This window comes from Ectothiorhodospira shaposhnikovii, from assembly GCF_047222355.1.
In the GTDB taxonomy this organism is placed as follows: Bacteria; Pseudomonadota; Gammaproteobacteria; order Ectothiorhodospirales; family Ectothiorhodospiraceae; genus Ectothiorhodospira.
Window position 1 is genome coordinate 755,114 of record NZ_CP178333.1, and the last position, 17,848, is coordinate 772,961.

The following is a 17,848-nucleotide window of genomic DNA, read 5'->3' on the forward strand; positions in this document are numbered from 1 at the left end:
ATGTGACATGTCCGAGCGCATCATCAGTGCCGACACCACCCCCGACGATGAAGCCCTGGAACGCTCCATCCGTCCCCAGCGTCTGGCGGACTACGTGGGGCAGCCGGTGGCCCGGGAGCAGATGGAGATCTTCATCTCCGCCGCCCGTGCCCGCGGCGAGGCCCTGGACCATGTGCTGATCTTCGGTCCGCCGGGGCTGGGCAAGACCACGCTGTCCCATATCATCGCCCAGGAACTGGGGGTGAACATGCGCCAGACCTCCGGCCCGGTGCTGGAGCGTCCGGGGGACCTGGCGGCCCTGCTCACCAATCTGGAACCCCATGACGTGCTGTTCGTGGACGAGATCCACCGGCTCTCCCCCGTGGTGGAGGAGGTGCTGTACCCGGCCCTGGAAGATTTCCAGCTGGACATCGTCATCGGTGAAGGCCCGGCGGCGCGCTCCATCAAGCTGGACCTGCCCCCGTTCACCTTGGTGGGCGCCACCACCCGCGCCGGCCTGCTCACTTCGCCCCTGCGGGACCGGTTCGGTATCGTCCAGCGCCTGGAGTTCTATTCCACCGAAGACCTGGCCCACATCGTGCGTCGTTCCGCCCGCATCCTGAGGGCTGAGCTGGATGGAGAGGGGGCCGTGGAGATCGCCCGGCGTGCCCGTGGTACCCCCCGAATTGCCAATCGTCTGCTGCGGCGCGTCAGGGACTATGCGCAGATCAAGGCTAATGGCATTATCAGCGCCCAAGTGGCGGATCGTGCCCTGAACCTGCTGGACGTGGACGCCCATGGCTTTGATGCCCAGGACCGGCGGCTGTTGCTGTCGGTGATCGAGAAATTCGACGGCGGCCCGGTGGGGCTGGACAGCCTGGCGGCAGCCCTGGGAGAGGAGCGGGGGACGATCGAGGACGTGATCGAGCCCTATCTGATCCAGCAGGGCTTCCTCATGCGCACCACCCGCGGCCGCATGGCCACCAGTCACGCCTATCGGCACTTTGGTTTGCGAGTGCCCACGGCCCTGGAGGCCCGGGTCGCCCAGCCGGATCTGTTTGCGCCCGCCTCCACCGGGGCGGACCCAAACCCTGAAACCCCCAAACTGTGACCGATCTCCGTGTCTGACACCACCCCATCCCCCACCATGAGCCCCGTTTTTATCTGGCCCGTCCGTGTCTATTACGAAGACACCGATGCCGGTGGCGTGGTGTTCTATGCCAACTACCTCAAGTACATGGAGCGTGCCCGTACCGAATGGCTGCGTCATCTGGGGATCGGCCAGGAACGGCTGCGCCGGGAGCAGGGGGTGATCTTCGCCGTGCGTGCCGCCTCCCTGGAGTATCTGCGCCCGGCGGTACTCGACGACTTGCTGCATGTCACCGCCCGGGTGACGGATCGGCGTCGGGCCAGCCTGGTAATCGAGCACGAAATCCGGCGCCATGACGGGGCCGGCACACCGGAACTGTTGAACCGCGGCGAGGTCAAGATAGCCTGTCTTGATGCCGGGAAATTTACGCCTCGCCCCATCCCCGCCCTGATCGTGGACGCCATGACCGCCGGAGACTCTGAGCAGTGAGTGTCGACCTTTCCCTGTACCGCCTGATTCTGGACGCCAGCCTCATCGTCCAGTTGGTGATGCTGATCCTGGTGCTGGCCTCGGTGTTCTCGTGGATGATCATCGTCCTCAAGTGGCGGGTGCTGCGGGAGGCCCGCCGGGTGGCGGACGAGTTCGAGGAGCGTTTCTGGTCCGGCGTGGATTTGACCCACCTGTATGACGGCATCCGGCGCAAGACGGAGGTCTCCGGGTTGGAGCACGTGTTTGCCGCCGGATTCAAGGAATTCCTGCGGGGGCGCAAGCAGCTGCGCGATCCCGCCGCCGGCGTGCTGGTGACCGGCGGCACCGAGCGATCCATGCGGGTGGCCATCTCCCGGGAAGGCGATGAGCTGGAGTCCTACCTGAACGCCCTGGCCACGGTGGGTTCCACCAGCCCCTATATCGGCCTGTTCGGCACGGTATGGGGCATCATGCACGCCTTCATGGGGCTTTCCGGTGCCCAGCAGGCAACCCTGGCCATGGTCGCCCCCGGCATTGCCGAGGCCCTGATCGCCACCGCCCTGGGCCTGTTTGCCGCCATCCCGGCGGTGATTGCCTACAACAGTTTCTCCTCGGACATCGATCGTCTGGTGGCCCGTTACGACAACTTCGCCGAGGAATTGGCCACCCTGCTGCAGCGTCAGGTGGGTGGTCGCGACCGGGACGAGGTGGAAGCATGAGCGTGCCATCCCCGAGTTCGGTGTACGTGATCAGCTGGGGGCCGCCATGGCGGTAACTTCCCGTCGCGCGGGACGGCGTCGCTCCATGTCCCAGATCAACGTGGTGCCCTTCATCGACGTGATGTTGGTGCTGCTGATCATCTTCATGGTCACCGCGCCCCTGCTGCAGCAGGGCGTGGAGGTGGACCTGCCGGAGGCTGACGCCCAGCCGCTGCAGGACGAGAAGAGTCAGCGGGAGGCTATCGTGGTCACCGTCACCCGCGACGGACAGCTGAGCCTCAACCAAGGCCCCCAGGTGGGGGTCTCCCTGGACCGGGATGTGTTGCGGGAGATCGTGGCCGATCTGTTGTCCCAGCATCCGGGCACCCAGGTTTATGTGCGGGGAGACCGTTTCGTGGACTACGGCCGGGTGGTGGACGCCATGGTCAGTGTCCAGTCCGCCGGTGCCCAGCGGGTGGGACTGATCACCGATCCGCCCGATCTCTCGGCCAGGGACCGCTGATGTCATGTGGTGGTTGCTGCGCCGTCATTATGGTTTGTTCGGGGGCATCCTCGGCATCCATCTTCTGCTGTTCGTGTTGCTGGGGCTGAACATTCATTTCAAGTCCCGTGACGAGGCCGGGGCCACGCAGGTCCATCCGGAGGCCGTCGTGGAGGTCATCGAGGCCGTGGCGGTGGATGGTCGCACCTTCGACCGCATCGAACAGCGGCAACGGGAAACCGAGCAGCGTGCCCGGGCAGAGGCGGAACGCCAGCGCCAGGAGGCCCTGCGGCGGGAACAGGAAGAACGGCAACGCCAGGCGGAAGCCGAGCGTCGGCGCCAGGAGCAGGCCCGGCAGGCGGAAGAGCAGCGCCGCGCCGAGGAGCAGCGGCGGGCTGAAGAGGCGCGTCGCCAGGAAGAAGCCCGACGGCAGGAAGCGGAACGTCAGCGTCGTGCCGAGGAACAGCGCAAGGCGGAAGAGCAGCGCCGTGCCGAGGAGCAACGCAAGGCGGAAGAACAGCGCCGTGCCGAGGAACAACGCAAGGCGGAAGAGCAGCGCCGTGCCGAGGAACAACGCAAGGCGGAAGAACAGCGTCGCGCCGAGGAACAGCGCAGGGCCGAAGAGGCACGTCAGCAACGGCTGGCGGAAGAGCGCGCCGCCGAGGAGCGTCGTCGTCAGGAGGCCGCGGCCGCCGAACAGCGCCGTCTGCAGGCGGAAGAGACCGCCCGGCGCCAGGCCGCCATCCGGCAGGACCAGCAGAATGCCTATGTGGCCGCCATCCGCAGTGCCGTGGAAAGCCGCTGGCATCGCTCGGCCGGTCATCAGTCCGGTTACCGGGCCGTGGTCTACATTCGCCAGGCGCCGGGTGGGTACCTGCACGAGGTCCGGGTGGAACAATGCACGGGTGACCGGGCCTTCTGCGACTCCGTGGAGCGAGCGGTGCGCCTGGCCGAGCCTCTGCCCAGTCCGCCCAGTCCCGATGTCTTTGCCCGCGAGATCCGATTCACCTTCGAGCCCGCCTGAACGGGGCCATGAGATACCGGTCATGATTCAGATCCGACACGTCATCCTTCTGCTGTTGCTCGGCCTGCCTCTGGTGGGGCAGGCGGCCCTCGAGATCCGCATCACCCAGGGCGTGGAGGGGGCCATGCCCATCGCCGTGGTGCCCTTCGGCTGGCAGGGCGAGGCCCAGGCCCCCGAGGACCTGGCCGCCATCATCGGCGCCAATCTCCACCGTAGCGGCCGCTTTGCCCCGGTGGAGCGGCAGACCATGCCCCAACGGCCCACCCGTGCCGATGAACTGGACTTCCCGGCCTGGCGCGGCCAGGGCAGTAATTACGTGGTCATCGGTCGCCTGCAGCCCACCGGTGCAGACCGTTTTGCCGTTCAGTTCCAGCTCTTCGACGTGGCCGGCGGGCGTCAGCTGACCGGCTACAGCATCCCGGTGGAACGGGCCGACCTGCGTCGGGCCGCCCACATGATCAGCGACATCATCTTCGAGCGCCTGACCGGTGAGCGTGGCGCGTTCGATACCCGGGTGGCCTATGTGAGCGTCACGGGACAGGGCAGTGAGCGTCGCTTTGCCCTCCAGGTGGCCGACGCGGACGGCCATCATCCTCGTACCATCTTCCGGTCCGCCCAGCCCATCCTGTCGCCGGCCTGGTCGCCGGACGGTCGCCGGATTGCCTATGTGTCCTTTGAGAACGGCCGTTCCGAGGTCTTCGTGCAGAACGTGGACGGCGGTGACCGCACCCGCCTGGCCGCCTTCGAGGGCATCAACAGTGCCCCGTCCTGGTCGCCGGACGGCCGACGTCTGGCGCTGACCCTGTCCAGGGACGGAGCGCCGGACGTCTATGTGATGAACCTCGCCGACCGCTCGGTCAGCCGGGTCACCCAGAGTCGATCCATCGACACCGAACCGGCCTGGATGCCCGATGGCCGCTCCCTGGTCTTCACCTCGGACCGGGCCGGCCAGCCCCAGCTCTATGAAGTGCCGGTCACCGGCGGTCAGCCCCGGCGCCTGAGCTTTGAAGGCCGCTACAACGGCGGCGCCAGCATTTCCCCGGACGGACGCCGGGTGGCCATGGTGCATGGCGTCGGTGGCGGTTTTCGCATCGCCATCCTGGACCGCCAGACCCGTCAGTTTCGGGTGCTGACCGATGGCCGTGCCGACGAAGCCCCGAGTTTTGCCCCCAACGGCAGCATGATCATCTACGCCACTTCCGAGCGTGGCCGGGGTGTCCTTGCCGCGGTCAGTGCGGATGGCCGGGTCCATCAGCGCCTGGTGTTGCAGGAAGGTGAGGTGCGTGAACCCGCCTGGTCGCCGTTCCGGGAGTGAGTCGAGTCAGACCTGATGTTGCAGTACTCCTTGATCCCCAGGGATCAAGGCCCATAACCCAAACGATACCCCGAGGATCACCTCAATGCGCAGTTCCCATGTCATTAGCCGTTCCCTGCTGTTCGTCCTGATGGCCATCGTTCTCCTGACCCTGGGCGCCTGTGCCTCGGTGGACAAGACCGCGACCACCGACCCGGTGTTGGTGGGTGACGTTTACGACGATGGTCGCATCCAGGGCGACCGTCACTCGGGGGTCGAAACCAGCCCCCTGGGTCGTGATGGTCGCCTGACGGCCGATGCCCTGTCCGACCCCTCCAGCCCCCTGTCCCAGCGGGTGATCTATTTTGAATTCGACCGTGACGACGTCCGCGCCGATTTTGTGGACGTGGTGGCGGCTCACGGCGCCTACCTGGCCCGTCACCCCCAGGCCCGCATCCGTCTGGAAGGTCATACCGACGAGCGTGGTACCCGTGAATACAACCTGGGTCTGGGTGAGCGTCGCGCCCAGTCCGTGCGCCGCATGATGCTGTTGCAGGGGGCTTCCAGTGACCAGATCCAGGTGATCAGCTATGGTGAAGAGATGCCCGCCGCCATGGGCAGCAACGAACAGGCCTGGCAGCAGAACCGCCGGGTGGAATTGATCTATGAGGGCCACCGTAGATGAAGATAACGATGACCGCTGTTCTGGTCGCAACGGCGCTGCTTGCAGCGCCGTTTTCCTCCGTTCACGCCCAGAGCCGTGCCCAGGCCGCGGCTCTGGAGGAGCGCATGCAGCAGCTTGACGCCCGTCTGGAGCGTCTGGAACGGCTGCTGGAAAGCGAGGCCCTGGTGGAGCTGATGCGCAGGGTGGACGGGATGGACCGAGATGTCAGGGAGCTTCGGGGCGAATCCGAAACCCTGCGTCATGAGTTGGAAGGGCTGCGGACCCGTCAACGGGATCTGTATCTGGACGTGGATGGACGCCTGGAAAACCTGGAGCGGGGTGGGGCTTCCGCACCGACACCCACCTCCGGGGCGACGCCCGCCACATTACCGGATGGGTCTGCCGCTGCCGTGACTCCGGAGGCTGGCGATAGCGCGGCCTTCGGCGAAGTGATCGTCGGCGTCGACAGCGATCCCGCGTCGGAGCAGGCGGTTTATCAAGCCGCCTTCGAACTGCTCAGACAAGGTCGGTATGAGCCGTCGATCACCGCCTTTCGCGGTTTTCTGGAGCGTTTCCCCAATGGCAGCCTGGCATCCAATGCCCAGTACTGGATCGCCGAGGCCTATTATGTGACCCGTGACTTTCCCCGCGCCCTGACGGAGTTCAAACGGGTGAACGAGCGTTATCCGGGCAGCAACAAGCAGGCAGACGCCCTGCTAAAGCAGGGTTTCACCCACTATGAGCTGGAGCAATGGGCTGAGGCCCGGCGGGCACTTACCCAGGTCCGGGATCAGAACCCCAACAGTTCGGTGGCCCGGCTGGCGGAACAGCGGTTGCGGCGCATGAACGAGGAAGGGCGTCCGTGACCGCGTCGGGTCGATTGCGCATCACCGAAATCTTTCTCTCCCTGCAGGGGGAGTCCCGCAGCGTGGGTTGGCCCACGGTCTTCGTGCGCCTGACCGGCTGCCCCCTGCGCTGCGGCTATTGCGATACCGCCTATGCCTTCACCGGCGGCGCCTGGATGACCCTGACGCAGATCCTGGAGCAGGTGGCGGGTTACGGCGTGCGCCATGTCTGCGTGACCGGAGGCGAACCCCTGGCCCAGCCGGACTGCCTGCCCCTGCTCACTGCCCTGTGTGATGCCGGGTACGAGGTCTCCCTGGAGACCAGCGGTGCGCTGGATCTTGCCCTGGTGGACCCCCGGGTCATCAAGGTCATGGACCTCAAGACCCCGGCCTCCGGAGAGTCCGGGCGCAACCGCTGGGAGAATTTGCAGTGCCTTGGCCCGGCGGACCAGGTCAAGTTTGTCCTCTGCGACCGTGCCGACTATGAGTGGGCACGGGACAGTCTCCAGGCCCACGACCTGGCAGCCCGGGCGGAGATCCTGTTCTCCCCCGTCCACGGTCGCCTGTCGCCCCGTGAACTGGCCGAATGGATCCTGGCGGACCGCCTGCCGGTCCGTTTCCAGATCCAGCTCCATAAATGGTTGTGGGATGATGCCAGGGGGCGCTGAAGCTCCCCGGAATCCGACATCCCCGATAATGAACACCGTCATTCCCGGTAAGTCGCTTCGTCATTCCCGATAAGTAGCCTCGTTATTTCCGATAAGTAACTTCGTCATTCCCGCGAAAGCGGGAATCCAGAATTTCGGAGAAAACCACCCATGAAAAACGCAGTCGTCCTGCTCTCCGGCGGCATGGACTCCGCCACCGTCCTGGCCCTGGCCAGGGCCGAGGGCTTTACCTGCCACTGCCTCAGCTTCCGCTACGGCCAGCGCCACAGCGCCGAACTGGCGGCGGCAGTGGAACTGGCCCACGGCCTGGGCGCAACGGATCACCGGGTGGTGGATCTGAACCTGGGCCTGTTCGGTGGCTCCGCCCTTACGGATGAAACCATCCAGGTCCCGGACCAGCTCTCCGACGGTATCCCCGTCACCTATGTTCCGGCCCGTAACACCGTGTTTCTCGCCGTGGCCCTGGCCTGGGCGGAGGTACTCAAGGCCCGGGATCTGTTCATCGGCGTCAACGCGGTGGATTATTCCGGCTACCCGGACTGCCGCCCTGAGTTCATTCAGGCCTTCGAGACCATGGCCAACCTGGCCACCAAGGCCGGCGTGGAAGGGGATCGCATCCGCATCCGCACGCCTCTCATCGACCTGAGCAAGGCCGAGATCATCCGCCGGGGCGTGGCCGCGGGCGTGGACTTCTCCCGTACCGTTTCCTGTTACAGCGCCGACGCCGAGGGACGCGCCTGCGGCACCTGCGATGCCTGCCGCCTGCGGGCCAAGGGCTTCGCCGACGCCGGCATCCCCGATGTCACCCGCTACCGCGCCTGAAATCCGACGGCCTCCATACCAGGAAAACTGATCCGGACATACAAAACTCTGAATGTCCCGGTCAGCGGCCTGTTGCACAATGACGCCGACATGACCCAAAGAATCAAGTCGGCCGTCCGATTCGGAACAAGACCGACCCGTCGCCAAAGGCAAGCCTGGCCACCGGGCTGACAGCCGGACCGGGGCAGCACACCCGGCCCCAGGAGGAGATCCATGCTGTTCGAGAGCTTTCCCGCCGCCGCCGCCGCCGTACTGGCCTCCATCTTCGTCCTCGCCTTCATCCTCGGCGCGGTGGCCAACAAGACGAATTTCTGCACCATGGGCGCCGTCTCCGACTGGGTGAACATGGGAGACACCGGGCGCATGAAATCCTGGTTTCTGGCCATGACCGTCGCCATGCTGGGGGTCATCCTGTTCGAGGCCTTCGGACTCATCAGCGCGGATGGAGCCTTCCCTCCCTACCGCTCATCCCAGCTGGCCTGGGTGGAGCACCTGCTGGGCGGTCTGATGTTCGGCATCGGCATGACCCTGGCCAGCGGTTGCGGCAACAAGACCTTGGTGCGTATCGGTGGCGGCAACATCAAGTCCATCATGGTGTTGATGATCATCGCCCTGATCGCCTACTTCATGATCAACCCCTTCCCGGGCACCGCCCACACCCTATATTCACTGCTGTTCTATCCCTGGACCAATCCCATGAGCATCGGTCTGTGGTCCCAGCAGGACCTGGGCTCCTTGGTGGCCGGCAATGAGCATGGCGCCGTGGCACGGCTCGTCATCGGGCTGGTGATCGGCGCCGCCGCCCTGTTCCTGATCTTCCGCAAGGCGGATTTCCGGGGCAGTTTCGATCACATCCTGGGCGGTCTCGTGGTGGGCCTGGTGGTGGTGGGGGCCTGGTATGTCACCAGCACGGTCCAGATCGACGACGGCATGGACGGTCGGCACGGTCTCCAGGCCTACGTCCAGGACTGGGACTTCCTGGCTGATGATCCGGACGGTCGTCCCGGCGAGGCGGCTCCCTGGGCCACCCAGTCCTTCACCTTCATCAACCCCATGGGGCAGACCCTGCGCTATGTGGGGAGCGGTTTCGACACCAGTCTTTTATACATCGGTGTCATCGCCCTCGTGGGTGTGATCGTGGGTTCCTTCTTCTGGGCCATGGTCTCCGGCGCCTTCCGGGTGGAATGGTTCGCCTCGGCGAGGGATTTCTTCAACCACCTCATCGGCGCCGTCCTGATGGCCTTTGGCGGCGTCCTGGCCATGGGTTGCACCATCGGTCAGGGTGTCACCGGCATCTCCACCCTGGCCCTGGGTGGTTTTCTCACCTTTGGCGCCATCGTCCTGGGCGCGGCCATGACCATGAAGATCCAGTACTACAAGATGCTCTACGAGGACGAAGCCACCTTCTTCAAGGCTTTCGTCACCGGCCTGGTGGATCTGCGCCTGCTGCCCGCCCGGCTCAGAAAGCTGGAGGCCATGTAGCTGTTGTCCGAATGCACCCTTCTCCCCCGAGGGAGAAGGGCCGGGGATGCGGGGGCGCCTCACCGTGGAAAAAATACTTGCACTCCCTGAAAAATCCAGTAAGATACCTGCCCTTTCCAGGGGTAACCAACATATCCCCGGATATCGCTTCCCTTCGTGGGTCGTTAGCTCAGCTGGTAGAGCAGTGGACTTTTAATCCATTGGTCGTAGGTTCGAATCCTACACGACCCACCATTCAAATCAGTCACTTACGCAACCCGTCCCGCTTCGCTTGATCTTCGGCTTTCCCCCACGGAACCACCACGGAACCTAAGCCGGATAATTCGGGTAGTGGGTGAGCGGATCGGGCGCGCTGCCGGTGCTGGCTCAGGTGGGCGGCGCTGCCGGTCCCTGAGCCGCCTCCCGGTGCGGCCCTGGGCAGGGCATCCGCTGACCCATGGCCCCGGTCCTGGTGTCACCCGCCATGCAATCGCTGGGCCATGCGAAAATCCAGGCGTTCAGAATCAGCGGCTTGCGATTTGCTGGCCTATGGATTGCTTGCTGGAACGGATCATGCAGCCATGCAGGGATCATTCCACCATGCAAGGCATGCCAGCTTTCCCCCAGGCACAAAAAACCCCGCCACGGGGGCGGGGCCTTGTGCGCTGGTGCTGGTGCTGGTCAGGCGGGGCGGGCGTCCCGCTCCCGATCCACTCGGGCCAGAATCTGGCCAACCACACCCATGAACTCATCCCATTCCGCGTCATCCATTCGGCCCTCCACGCGGGCCTGAACGATGCGCTTCAGGGAATCAAGGGCGCGGTGATTGTTGCTCTCGGTGGTAGGATTGTCGGTGCTCATTGGCGGAACCTCCTTTGCAGGTCAGCCGGTGGGAAGTCCTGGGTGCCGGTGCCAGCCGGTCCCAGGGCGCTTTCAGAATATAGCCCATCGCCCCGGGCCTGTCCCCTCCCTCCGGTGATTCCGCTGGCCCAGCCCGGCCCGCTGGACCCTACCCGGAACCTCCCCATTCCTTCCTCGGCAATCTCAGGTTTTCTAAGGTTCCTTCCTCACGCGGGCGCTGACCCTTACCTGAACCTTACCATTGGCCCCCTTCTGATCGGTGGCCAGACCCTTGACCAAACCTTGACATTGCCCCGGCCTGATCGGGGCCAGACCCTTGCCTAAACCTTGCTATTCGCTCGCCCTCCGAACCCTCGTGGAAACCTTGGGATACCCGGCCCGGCTGGTGCCGGAAGCCTACCCGTCGCCAGCCTGGAGGATGCGCCTTATCTGCCGGTCGGTCAGCCCATGAGAGCGGGCCAGATCATTACGGCGGGCACCAGCGGCGGCGGCGCTCCTGATCTGCTCATTTCGGGCATCCAGGGCGGCCCGGTGCCCCTTGGGGATGGTCACGGCCTCCCCTCCAGCCAGGGCGCATAGCTGCCGGGCGGCGTCGCTGCCGAGGGTGGCCACCAGGTGGGGTGTAGGGGTCATGGGTATGCGGGTTGTGGTGCCTCCGAGAGTATCTTGCAGCTTGCCCGCCAGATCGGGGCCGATAACCTCCCGAAAATCGTCAAACATGCCTGAAACCTCGCAGTTGATGACGCTCCCATTTTACTCGGGCGTCCCGTCATCGGCGCACCAGCCAGGGGTCCCCGGGGCGGTGCAGGGGGTGGGCAGCAGGTCATCAGCGGATACCCCCCGGCGCTCCAGGGCGCGGCGCAGCTTCCGCAGGGCGCGGACCTCGATCTGCCGGGCGCATTCGCGTGAGATGCCAAGTTCCCGGGCCACGTCATCCAGTGTCACTTCCCGGTCCGGCTTGGTGCCCATGGGTTACTGGATGCGCTGAATGTCAGGTTCCCCCGCATGGCAATCAATTCCCGCCTCCCGGGCCTGCTGGATCAGTGCGGCTTCGCTGGCTCCCAGGGCGCGGGCCACGTCCTCGATGCGGTAGCAGGGCGTCCCTCGGTGATCCACTCCCAGGGGCTTCAGGTCGGGCAGGAATTGACGCAGCCCCTCGTGCAGCTTCTCCCGCAGCTCCCGGCGCAGGTAGGGGACAACCTGGGCATCTTCGGACAGCATGACGCAGGCCAGCACACTGTCCCCGGTCTGCCGCTCCAGGGCTTCCAGGCGGTCACTCATGACTTGTCGGCAGTGCTCATCGAACGATCGGACAAAGGCCATCACGGCAGGGTGCCGGTGATACTTCAGGGCCTCGGCCATGCTCTCGGGGTTGTGTGACGCCAGCAGGGTGGTCACGGGGTCCAGGGGGCCATAGCCCACGCCTTCATCGGCGGCGGCTTTGATCTTCTCGAGCTTGGTCATGCGGCGCTCCTCATGGTCAGTGCGTACCGGGCCAGCAGCAGGGCATCCGCCATGTTGTGGTCCCGCTTGCGGCTCAGGTTCAGATCGGGGTGGAACCGGGCGGCAATGGTCCGGCCCATGTCCTTGTCGCTGCCGGCGGGCACCCCTACGGCCTTCTTCCACGCGGTGGGCGGCACCAGCACCAGCGGGATGCCCAGGGCCGCCAGAACCCCGCAGATTGCCCCGGCGGTGTGTCCCAGGCTGAACACACTGGCCACGCCTTGCCCGGGGCGGCTGGCCACTTGCTCCACCACTGCCAGGCGCACGTCCCCGGCAATCGGGCGCAGCAGGTGAGCCAGCCCGGCGGCGTCCAGCTCCCGGCGTACCCGGCCACTGCCGCGGGCCACGGTGGGTAAGTCCTCCAGCAGCTCCACGCGGTGATCGGGGGCCAGGCCAGCCACGGCCCCGGTCAGGCCTGGATCAATCCCCAGCACTAGCCGGGGGCGGTAATCGTTTGCGGTCATCGGTCGGTGATCTCCATCAGCCAAAGGTTGGCGGCCCGGCGGCCTACGTTGTCCTTCCGGTGCGGGACCGGCTCCTGGTCGGCGGCATCCAGCCAGGCGGCCCGGTATCCATCCAGCAGGGCGGCCCGGTTCTGGCGGCCCAGGGTGCGGGCATGGATAAATATCCAGTCCTCCGGCAGCAGGGGCAGGCTATCCAGCGGCCCCGGTTCTCGGTCGGTGCCGGTGTCCAGCACCAGCGGGCAGGCACCAGCGGGGCGGATGAACTGCTGTTCCAGGGCATCCAGCACCACGGCCCTGACCCACTCCATCGGGCGGCTGGCGAAGTCGGGCCAGCCCCCCGGATCGGCATACCAGGCCAGGGCACTGTCCGGGTCCGCTCCCAGCTCCCGACAGGCGGCGGTGATCTTGGCTTGGGCTTGGGTGCGGGTTTCGTCGGAATCCCCATACGCAGAATCCGCACAATACGCAGAACTCAGGGCTTCCCCCGGGTGGGCGTCCGGCTTGCCCCCTTCTGCTGGTGCCGGATCATTGCCAGCTCCCAGCCCTGAGCTCCCATACGCAGAATCCGCAGAATCCGCAGAATTGCCCCCGGCCTGGGGGTTTTACGTATTGTGCGCATTGTGCGTATAGGCATCGGGGGTTGAACTGCCCCCCAGCAGTGCCCGCCAGCTCATCGCCAGCCCTCCGCAATGTCAGGGCGTACCCGCACGGTGGGGGATGGGCGGCGGCCCGGTCCATCGGCCTGGGGTTCGATGACCTCCAGGTACCCCCGCTCCTCCAGTACGGCCAGGGCGTCCATCAGCGGGTGCATCTTCGGGAACGTGGCCCGCAGGGCGTTGAAGGCATCCCGGGCCTTGAAAGCCTCCCGGCGGCCCCTCCTGATCCAGTCCCAGACCTTGCGGGCGGCGTCTATCCCCGGATCGGCTCCCATCAGGGCATAGACAGCCAGGGTATGCCGGGCAATCACGGCCATGACCTCCAGGGCTTGGCCCATGGTTTCCACGGCCACGGGCACGGCCCAGGGTTCCCCGTGGGCATACTCGATCCCATGGAGGATTCCCGCCAGGCGGGCAGCCTGCCCCGGGCACTTCCCAGCCCAGTCCTTGGCATGCTCGAACTCCCCCCCGGGCAACATGGACGCCTCAATGTGCCGGGCGAACGCCAACCACTCGGCATGGGCGGCTTCTGACAGCCGGATCAATCGGCGGCGCTCCATCCCGGTTTCCGGGTCAATCTCCGGCGTCCACTCCAGCATGGCCCGCACCCCGGCGGCGTAGGCGTCCACGGCCCCCTGGGGAATACCCGCAGGGGTCAGGGTCCGGTGTCCCAGCGGTGACGGCGGCATCAGGAACAGGAACCGGCCCAGCAGCCCCCGGCCCAGGAATCCCGGCTTGCTGGCCAGGCCCTTGAGAACGTCCGGCTGGGGGGATAGCCCGATGGTCAGGGCGGGCTGGTGCAGGTACACGGGCGGGCGGCTTCCCCGGTCTACCCGCTCGGGGTCCCCGCTCCACGACTTCAGCACAAGGTCCAGGTTCGGGATGCCGCTGGAATACCGGCCCGCCAGCAGATCAAACACCCCACCTTCCGACGAAAGCCAGGCCATGCACTCCCCATGGTCCGCCATCAGTGCCCCCAGCTTTTCGGGTGTCGCGTCACTGGTCCACAGTTGCGGCGGCCTGGGCACCTCGGGTAATTCCGCCTCGATCTGGGCTGCCTGGCTCGCATAGTTGCGGGCGTCGTCGTCGGCTTCGGCCTTGGCGGCCTTGCTTCGCAGCTCCCGGGCGCGGGCCTCCATGGTCTTGCGCTCGGAATCCGCGGCCTGAATCTCCCCGGTCATGGCGGCGGCCTGATCCCGCTCCCAGTCCAGCAGGGGGGCACAGGCGGCCCCTTGCACTGCCGACTTCCTGTTGCCCGGCTCCAGGGCCACGCAGGGCCAAAGGTTCAGCGGCTCGAAGTAGCCGGGGGACACCATCAGGCGCAGGCGGCGGGCGGTGGCGGTCGCGCACACGGCCAGCACCAGGGCGGCGGCCAGCTCCGGGGGTGTCTCGGTGGAACGGCCCAGGGCCTTGGCATAGGCACCAGCCCAGCCGGGCAGGTGATCCAGGTCCAGGCGGGGCAGGTCCGGATGATCCAGGGGGATCAGCTCCGGCCAGTCGGGGGCGGTGTCGCGTTTCGGGATTTCAATCACGATGTCACGCGGCATGATCCACCTCCCTGCTCATGTAGCGGTTGCCGGTGCCCATGTCGAGAATCCGGCCCACGCCAGCGGTCAGCAGGGCCAGCACCAGGCGGTGAACCTGATCCCCGTCCACGTTTCCGGCCCGCACCAGCAGAACAGGATCAGAACCCACCAGGCACTGCCAGTCGAGGGCGGCGGGATCGGTATCAGGAGGGCATACAGCCACCAGCCAGCGGCCACGGGTCCGGGCTGGGTGCCAGGCGTCACGGGCTACTTCCCATGCGGTGGTGCCGACCGCGCACCACAGCGACGGGCGGCGGCCATCGGGCGAAGTTCCCCAGTAGCGGGACAGATCGCCCTGCCGGGCCTGGATGATGCGCTTGCCATAGGGCGGAAGTTGGCGATGGGTCATGCCTTACTCCCCCTGTCGCTGGTGCCGCTCATAAGCTTGCCGATGGCATCCAGGTATACCCGGTCGATCTGGGCCTGCTGCCGACGCCATGAGCGCTTCGGGCGGCGGGACAGCCTGCTGGGCTTGGTGCTGATATCATCAGGGGTGATCTGCCTTACCTGATCTCCATTTGCCCCTGCCCGGCTGGTCCCCGGGTGGGGGTTTTTCTTTGGTCGGGTCATCACGCAGTCTCCCCGGGCTTCCTGGGTGCAGGCGTGGCGGCTTTCTGCCCCTGGGCCAGTAGACGTTCAAGCGAGTCAGCGGGCCACAGTAGCCGGCCATTGGGCAGGCGCTGAGGGCGCAGCCCGTAGTAGTGCCCGCGTCTGCACAGGTGAACGCGGATGCTATCCGGGCGCACACCAGTGGCGTAGGCAAGCTGGGGGGTAGTCAGTCCAGCGGGGGCCATGCCGGCGGGGGGCAGGGTTGTGGCGCTGCTTGTGATCGGTTGTGGCATTTCACGCACCTAAGCGGTTGTTAACGGTGCGTTCATGTTGGCGGGATGCCGGGCGGCCCGGGGGCATACGGCAGGAAACGGAAGGAAACGGCGTGGTTTGTCGTGGGAAACGGTAGGAAACGGCGCTGTTTGTCGTAGTCAGCGGCCCCGGTAGCCATTCATCCGCTTTTTGAACGCCTCCCGGGTCACAGCCTCCCTGTCAATCATCACACACTGCTGTTTGCTGCCGTCGCCCCTCAAGCGGGGATCGGCATGCCCCGTGATGTAGCCGGGCACCTTGCCTGTCCTGATTCTCTCCCATATCTGGTCATCGGACGGTGTGTTGTTGTGCTCCTGCTGGTGCGCCTCGATGGCGGCGGCGATAGCGTCCCGAATCATGCCCTTTCCCGCGTCCAGCCCCGGGAAGTCCGCATGGGTGACTTTCTCCGCATATCCCCCGATCCGGTGTTCCCGCTCGAATCGGTCCAGCTCTCCCAGGGTGATGACCCGCAGGTACACATACCCGTGGGGCGGCTCCACGCTGAAACGATCGCAGACAGCACGGGTAAGCGGATCAGGTGATCCGAGACAGATAAGCCCCTCATGCGCCCATCGCTCTATGTCGTCAACGGTGCATCCCCACCTTTCGGCGGCCTCCTCCAGCCTGACCCACGGATGCTCAGGCAGGGCCATCACTTCACCCTCCGCAGCCGACCGGCCCCGGCCTGGGGTTGCGGGATGCCCGCCTCATTCAACACCCACGCCTCGATCTTGGTGTGCCATTGGCGCAGTAAGTCCAAGGGGCGGCGTTTGTAATGCCGCTCCGCAATGGCCGATGGCCGGTGCCCCATTATCTGGGCCGTGATACCCACGGGGCACTCCACCCACTCGGACAGGGTGCCGAAGGATCGGCGCAGCCCGTGAAGGGTGAGATGGGGCAGCCCGGCAGCCTTCAGGGCGCGGTTATGGGCGTGGTTGCCCTCGGACATGCGGCCTGATTCGCTGCTGGTGCTGGAGAACACCCACTGATTCCGGCGGGGCAGGGCATCCAGCAGGGCGGCCACGTAGGGTGTCAGGGGTATGACCCGCTCCCCCTCCACCTTGTCCTTGATGGTCAGGGACAGCCACTGGAAGTCCACGTCCTCCCATCGCAGGTTTGCCAGTTCCTGGGCGCGGCTCCCGGTCAGCATCAGGGCCTGAAGGTAGGCGGCATGAACCGGAAAGGGCAGCTCCCGCACGGCCTTGAACCACGGGGCCAGCTGCTCCCGCTGAAGGCAATCATCCTTCGCCCGGGGCTTGGGCACGGATCGGCGCACGGTCTTGGTCAGCAGGGCGGCGGGGTCCACCAGCCCCCGGTATTCCGGTTGTTCGGCGGCCCAGTTGAGGAACGTCCTCAGCAGGCGGAAGCCCCGGGCGGCCACGGCGGGGCGGGCGGCCTTCTCCCGCACCAGCCATGATTCCAGGCGTTCGGGGGTCAGGTCCGCCAGTCGCTCGTCCCGCAGGGAGTACAAGGCACCCGCTTTGGTTTTCCTCGGGGACCGCTTGCGGGCCTGTCCGGGGGCGGTCATGACCTGGGCGTGGTCATGCCGGTGGGATTCGCTCCAGTCGGCTTTTCGGGCTTCCACATAGGCGTCCCAGGCATCCGCCAGGGTGACAACGGCCCGGACCTGCTCCTGCCGGGCCTGATCCGCCTCTGCCTTGCGCTGGGCCTTCTCCTGCCGGGGGTCGATGCCCTGATCCACCAGGGCGGAAAGGCGCTTGGCCTCGGCCCGGGCTTCCGCCAGGGTCCAGGTCTCCCGGTCCCCGATCACTGCGCGGACGGTTCGACCGTTCAGCTTGCGCTGGAACAGGTAGGAAACGGCAGACTTGGTTGCCCGCAGTCCAAGACCGGGCTGAACCAAGTCCCACATGAAAGCCTCGTCCCTATCCTCGGGGCGTTCAAAGGATTGGACGCGACCGTGGGTGAAGTTGGCGCGGGTGGTAGAATTTCGGATAGCCATGGCAACCTCCCTTCAAGGTTTGCCGGTGGTCAGGGCCCCGGGGGTGTTGGCGCATCCTCGGGGCCTGTTTCGTTTTGGCCTGGGTTCCACGGAACCACCACGGAACCCAAGTAAGTCAATTATAGCGCATTATCCACCATTAGCCGGAAGGATGATTTCCTGAAAATACATTGAAAATCATCGGCTTCGTATGCTTGGCATAATGCCTGCTAACGGTTCACTGAGCGGACTTTTAATCCATTGGTCGTAGGTTCGAATCCTACACGACCCACCATTCAAATCAGTCGCTTACGCGACTCGCCCGCTCCCGATCATCCCTGCCTCATGGCGCTGGGCTCCCCTGGGGAACCCAAGCGGGACAATCCCGCCAAGTGGAATCTCCGCCTCTGTTTCCAGCCAATCGGGCAAGCGTGGATTGTCCTGCCCCTTTGATTTGTATCTG

The 17,848-nt window shown here is 65.7% G+C and carries 21 protein-coding genes and 1 tRNA gene; 12 read left to right on the forward strand and 10 right to left on the reverse strand.

Annotated features, from left to right (window positions below; genetic code table 11):
* The first annotated feature begins 7 nt into the window (after positions 1-7).
* The 12 genes from ruvB (at position 8) to ACLF6L_RS03460 (ending at position 9,770) form a co-directional block, all read left to right on the forward strand.
* Positions 8-1,090, forward strand: a complete 1,083-nt coding sequence (ruvB, locus tag ACLF6L_RS03405) for a Holliday junction branch migration DNA helicase RuvB (RefSeq protein WP_238617442.1) — start codon at positions 8-10, stop codon at positions 1,088-1,090.
* Between the two features lie 36 nt (positions 1,091-1,126).
* Complete coding sequence (gene ybgC / locus ACLF6L_RS03410) at positions 1,127-1,558, forward strand: tol-pal system-associated acyl-CoA thioesterase (RefSeq protein WP_238617489.1); 432 nt, start codon at positions 1,127-1,129, stop codon at positions 1,556-1,558.
* Positions 1,555-2,256 carry a protein TolQ gene (gene tolQ / locus ACLF6L_RS03415; protein ID WP_008931035.1) on the forward strand — a complete coding sequence of 234 codons (702 nt, stop codon included), beginning with the start codon at positions 1,555-1,557 and terminating at the stop codon, positions 2,254-2,256. Before ybgC ends, tolQ begins: the two co-directional genes overlap by 4 nt.
* A 46-nt stretch (positions 2,257-2,302) precedes the next feature.
* Positions 2,303-2,758, forward strand: a complete 456-nt coding sequence (gene tolR, locus ACLF6L_RS03420) for a protein TolR (protein WP_238617443.1) — start codon at positions 2,303-2,305, stop codon at positions 2,756-2,758.
* A gap of 4 nt (positions 2,759-2,762) precedes the next feature.
* Positions 2,763-3,761, forward strand: a complete 999-nt coding sequence (gene tolA / locus ACLF6L_RS03425; protein WP_238617444.1) for a cell envelope integrity protein TolA — start codon at positions 2,763-2,765, stop codon at positions 3,759-3,761.
* Between the two features lie 22 nt (positions 3,762-3,783).
* Positions 3,784-5,076 (forward strand): Tol-Pal system beta propeller repeat protein TolB, encoded by a 1,293-nt coding sequence (gene tolB / locus ACLF6L_RS03430; protein ID WP_238617445.1) that lies wholly within the window; start codon positions 3,784-3,786, stop codon positions 5,074-5,076.
* Positions 5,077-5,161: 85 nt separating this feature from the next.
* Complete coding sequence (gene pal / locus ACLF6L_RS03435) at positions 5,162-5,740, forward strand: peptidoglycan-associated lipoprotein Pal (protein ID WP_008931039.1); 579 nt, start codon at positions 5,162-5,164, stop codon at positions 5,738-5,740.
* A gap of 8 nt (positions 5,741-5,748) precedes the next feature.
* Positions 5,749-6,585 (forward strand): tol-pal system protein YbgF, encoded by an 837-nt coding sequence (gene ybgF / locus ACLF6L_RS03440; protein WP_238617446.1) that lies wholly within the window; start codon positions 5,749-5,751, stop codon positions 6,583-6,585.
* A complete protein-coding gene (gene queE / locus ACLF6L_RS03445; RefSeq protein WP_412852367.1) occupies positions 6,582-7,232 on the forward strand; it encodes a 7-carboxy-7-deazaguanine synthase QueE in 651 nt (216 codons plus the stop codon). The genes ybgF and queE overlap by 4 nt, the downstream gene beginning before the upstream one ends.
* 150 nt (positions 7,233-7,382) lie before the next feature.
* A complete protein-coding gene (queC, locus tag ACLF6L_RS03450; RefSeq protein WP_412852368.1) occupies positions 7,383-8,054 on the forward strand; it encodes a 7-cyano-7-deazaguanine synthase QueC in 672 nt (223 codons plus the stop codon).
* A 213-nt stretch (positions 8,055-8,267) separates the two neighbouring features.
* Positions 8,268-9,536 (forward strand): YeeE/YedE family protein, encoded by a 1,269-nt coding sequence (locus tag ACLF6L_RS03455; RefSeq protein WP_238617449.1) that lies wholly within the window; start codon positions 8,268-8,270, stop codon positions 9,534-9,536.
* 158 nt (positions 9,537-9,694) lie between these two features.
* Positions 9,695-9,770: transfer RNA gene (locus ACLF6L_RS03460), tRNA-Lys, on the forward strand.
* A gap of 426 nt (positions 9,771-10,196) precedes the next feature.
* Here ACLF6L_RS03460 and ACLF6L_RS03465 read toward each other — a convergent pair.
* The 10 genes from ACLF6L_RS03465 to ACLF6L_RS03510 form a co-directional block, all read right to left on the reverse strand.
* A complete protein-coding gene (locus ACLF6L_RS03465; RefSeq protein WP_412852369.1) occupies positions 10,197-10,376 on the reverse strand; it encodes a hypothetical protein in 180 nt (59 codons plus the stop codon).
* 396 nt (positions 10,377-10,772) lie between these two features.
* The gene (locus tag ACLF6L_RS03470; RefSeq protein WP_412852370.1) at positions 10,773-11,096 is read right to left on the reverse strand and encodes a Mor transcription activator family protein; all 324 of its coding nucleotides are present in this window, start codon (positions 11,094-11,096) and stop codon (positions 10,773-10,775) included.
* 33 nt (positions 11,097-11,129) lie between these two features.
* Positions 11,130-11,345: a sigma factor-like helix-turn-helix DNA-binding protein gene (locus ACLF6L_RS03475; protein WP_412852371.1), complete on the reverse strand. Its 216-nt coding sequence runs from the start codon at positions 11,343-11,345 to the stop codon at positions 11,130-11,132.
* Positions 11,346-11,348: 3 nt separating this feature from the next.
* Positions 11,349-11,840, reverse strand: coding sequence for a hypothetical protein (locus tag ACLF6L_RS03480; RefSeq protein WP_412852372.1), 492 nt, complete (start codon positions 11,838-11,840; stop codon positions 11,349-11,351).
* Positions 11,837-12,343 (reverse strand): hypothetical protein, encoded by a 507-nt coding sequence (locus ACLF6L_RS03485; RefSeq protein ID WP_412852373.1) that lies wholly within the window; start codon positions 12,341-12,343, stop codon positions 11,837-11,839. The genes ACLF6L_RS03480 and ACLF6L_RS03485 overlap by 4 nt, the downstream gene beginning before the upstream one ends.
* On the reverse strand, positions 12,340-12,651 hold the full coding sequence (locus ACLF6L_RS03490) for a hypothetical protein (RefSeq protein WP_412852374.1): 312 nt from the start codon (positions 12,649-12,651) through the stop codon (positions 12,340-12,342). Before ACLF6L_RS03490 ends, ACLF6L_RS03485 begins: the two co-directional genes overlap by 4 nt.
* A 362-nt stretch (positions 12,652-13,013) precedes the next feature.
* Positions 13,014-14,546, reverse strand: coding sequence for a YfjI family protein (locus ACLF6L_RS03495; protein ID WP_412852375.1), 1,533 nt, complete (start codon positions 14,544-14,546; stop codon positions 13,014-13,016).
* Entirely contained in the window at positions 14,536-14,934 is a 399-nt protein-coding gene (locus ACLF6L_RS03500; protein WP_412852376.1) for a hypothetical protein, read from the reverse strand. Before ACLF6L_RS03500 ends, ACLF6L_RS03495 begins: the two co-directional genes overlap by 11 nt.
* A 631-nt stretch (positions 14,935-15,565) precedes the next feature.
* The gene (locus ACLF6L_RS03505; RefSeq protein ID WP_412852377.1) at positions 15,566-16,099 is read right to left on the reverse strand and encodes a hypothetical protein; all 534 of its coding nucleotides are present in this window, start codon (positions 16,097-16,099) and stop codon (positions 15,566-15,568) included.
* Positions 16,099-17,406: a tyrosine-type recombinase/integrase gene (locus ACLF6L_RS03510; protein WP_412852378.1), complete on the reverse strand. Its 1,308-nt coding sequence runs from the start codon at positions 17,404-17,406 to the stop codon at positions 16,099-16,101. Before ACLF6L_RS03510 ends, ACLF6L_RS03505 begins: the two co-directional genes overlap by 1 nt.
* Positions 17,407-17,848 lie beyond the last annotated feature (442 nt).

What these genes read in the sequence shown, in the direction of transcription:
- ACLF6L_RS03470 (WP_412852370.1), bottom strand. Translation starts at nt 11,096, where the DNA reads ATGTTTGACGATTTTCGGGAGGTTATCGGCCCCGATCTGGCGGGCAAG.
- ACLF6L_RS03495 (WP_412852375.1), bottom strand. Translation starts at nt 14,546, where the DNA reads ATGCCGCGTGACATCGTGATTGAAATCCCGAAACGCGACACCGCCCCC.
- pal (WP_008931039.1), top strand. Translation starts at nt 5,162, where the DNA reads ATGCGCAGTTCCCATGTCATTAGCCGTTCCCTGCTGTTCGTCCTGATG.
- tolB (WP_238617445.1), top strand. Translation starts at nt 3,784, where the DNA reads ATGATTCAGATCCGACACGTCATCCTTCTGCTGTTGCTCGGCCTGCCT.
- tolA (WP_238617444.1), top strand. Translation starts at nt 2,763, where the DNA reads ATGTGGTGGTTGCTGCGCCGTCATTATGGTTTGTTCGGGGGCATCCTC.
- ACLF6L_RS03490 (WP_412852374.1), bottom strand. Translation starts at nt 12,651, where the DNA reads ATGGAGTGGGTCAGGGCCGTGGTGCTGGATGCCCTGGAACAGCAGTTC.
- ACLF6L_RS03485 (WP_412852373.1), bottom strand. Translation starts at nt 12,343, where the DNA reads ATGACCGCAAACGATTACCGCCCCCGGCTAGTGCTGGGGATTGATCCA.
- tolR (WP_238617443.1), top strand. Translation starts at nt 2,303, where the DNA reads ATGGCGGTAACTTCCCGTCGCGCGGGACGGCGTCGCTCCATGTCCCAG.
- ACLF6L_RS03480 (WP_412852372.1), bottom strand. Translation starts at nt 11,840, where the DNA reads ATGACCAAGCTCGAGAAGATCAAAGCCGCCGCCGATGAAGGCGTGGGC.
- ACLF6L_RS03475 (WP_412852371.1), bottom strand. Translation starts at nt 11,345, where the DNA reads ATGGGCACCAAGCCGGACCGGGAAGTGACACTGGATGACGTGGCCCGG.
- ACLF6L_RS03510 (WP_412852378.1), bottom strand. Translation starts at nt 17,406, where the DNA reads ATGGCTATCCGAAATTCTACCACCCGCGCCAACTTCACCCACGGTCGC.
- ruvB (WP_238617442.1), top strand. Translation starts at nt 8, where the DNA reads ATGTCCGAGCGCATCATCAGTGCCGACACCACCCCCGACGATGAAGCC.
- ACLF6L_RS03505 (WP_412852377.1), bottom strand. Translation starts at nt 16,099, where the DNA reads ATGGCCCTGCCTGAGCATCCGTGGGTCAGGCTGGAGGAGGCCGCCGAA.
- ybgF (WP_238617446.1), top strand. Translation starts at nt 5,749, where the DNA reads ATGACCGCTGTTCTGGTCGCAACGGCGCTGCTTGCAGCGCCGTTTTCC.
- ybgC (WP_238617489.1), top strand. Translation starts at nt 1,127, where the DNA reads ATGAGCCCCGTTTTTATCTGGCCCGTCCGTGTCTATTACGAAGACACC.
- ACLF6L_RS03500 (WP_412852376.1), bottom strand. Translation starts at nt 14,934, where the DNA reads ATGACCCATCGCCAACTTCCGCCCTATGGCAAGCGCATCATCCAGGCC.
- queC (WP_412852368.1), top strand. Translation starts at nt 7,383, where the DNA reads ATGAAAAACGCAGTCGTCCTGCTCTCCGGCGGCATGGACTCCGCCACC.
- ACLF6L_RS03455 (WP_238617449.1), top strand. Translation starts at nt 8,268, where the DNA reads ATGCTGTTCGAGAGCTTTCCCGCCGCCGCCGCCGCCGTACTGGCCTCC.
- ACLF6L_RS03465 (WP_412852369.1), bottom strand. Translation starts at nt 10,376, where the DNA reads ATGAGCACCGACAATCCTACCACCGAGAGCAACAATCACCGCGCCCTT.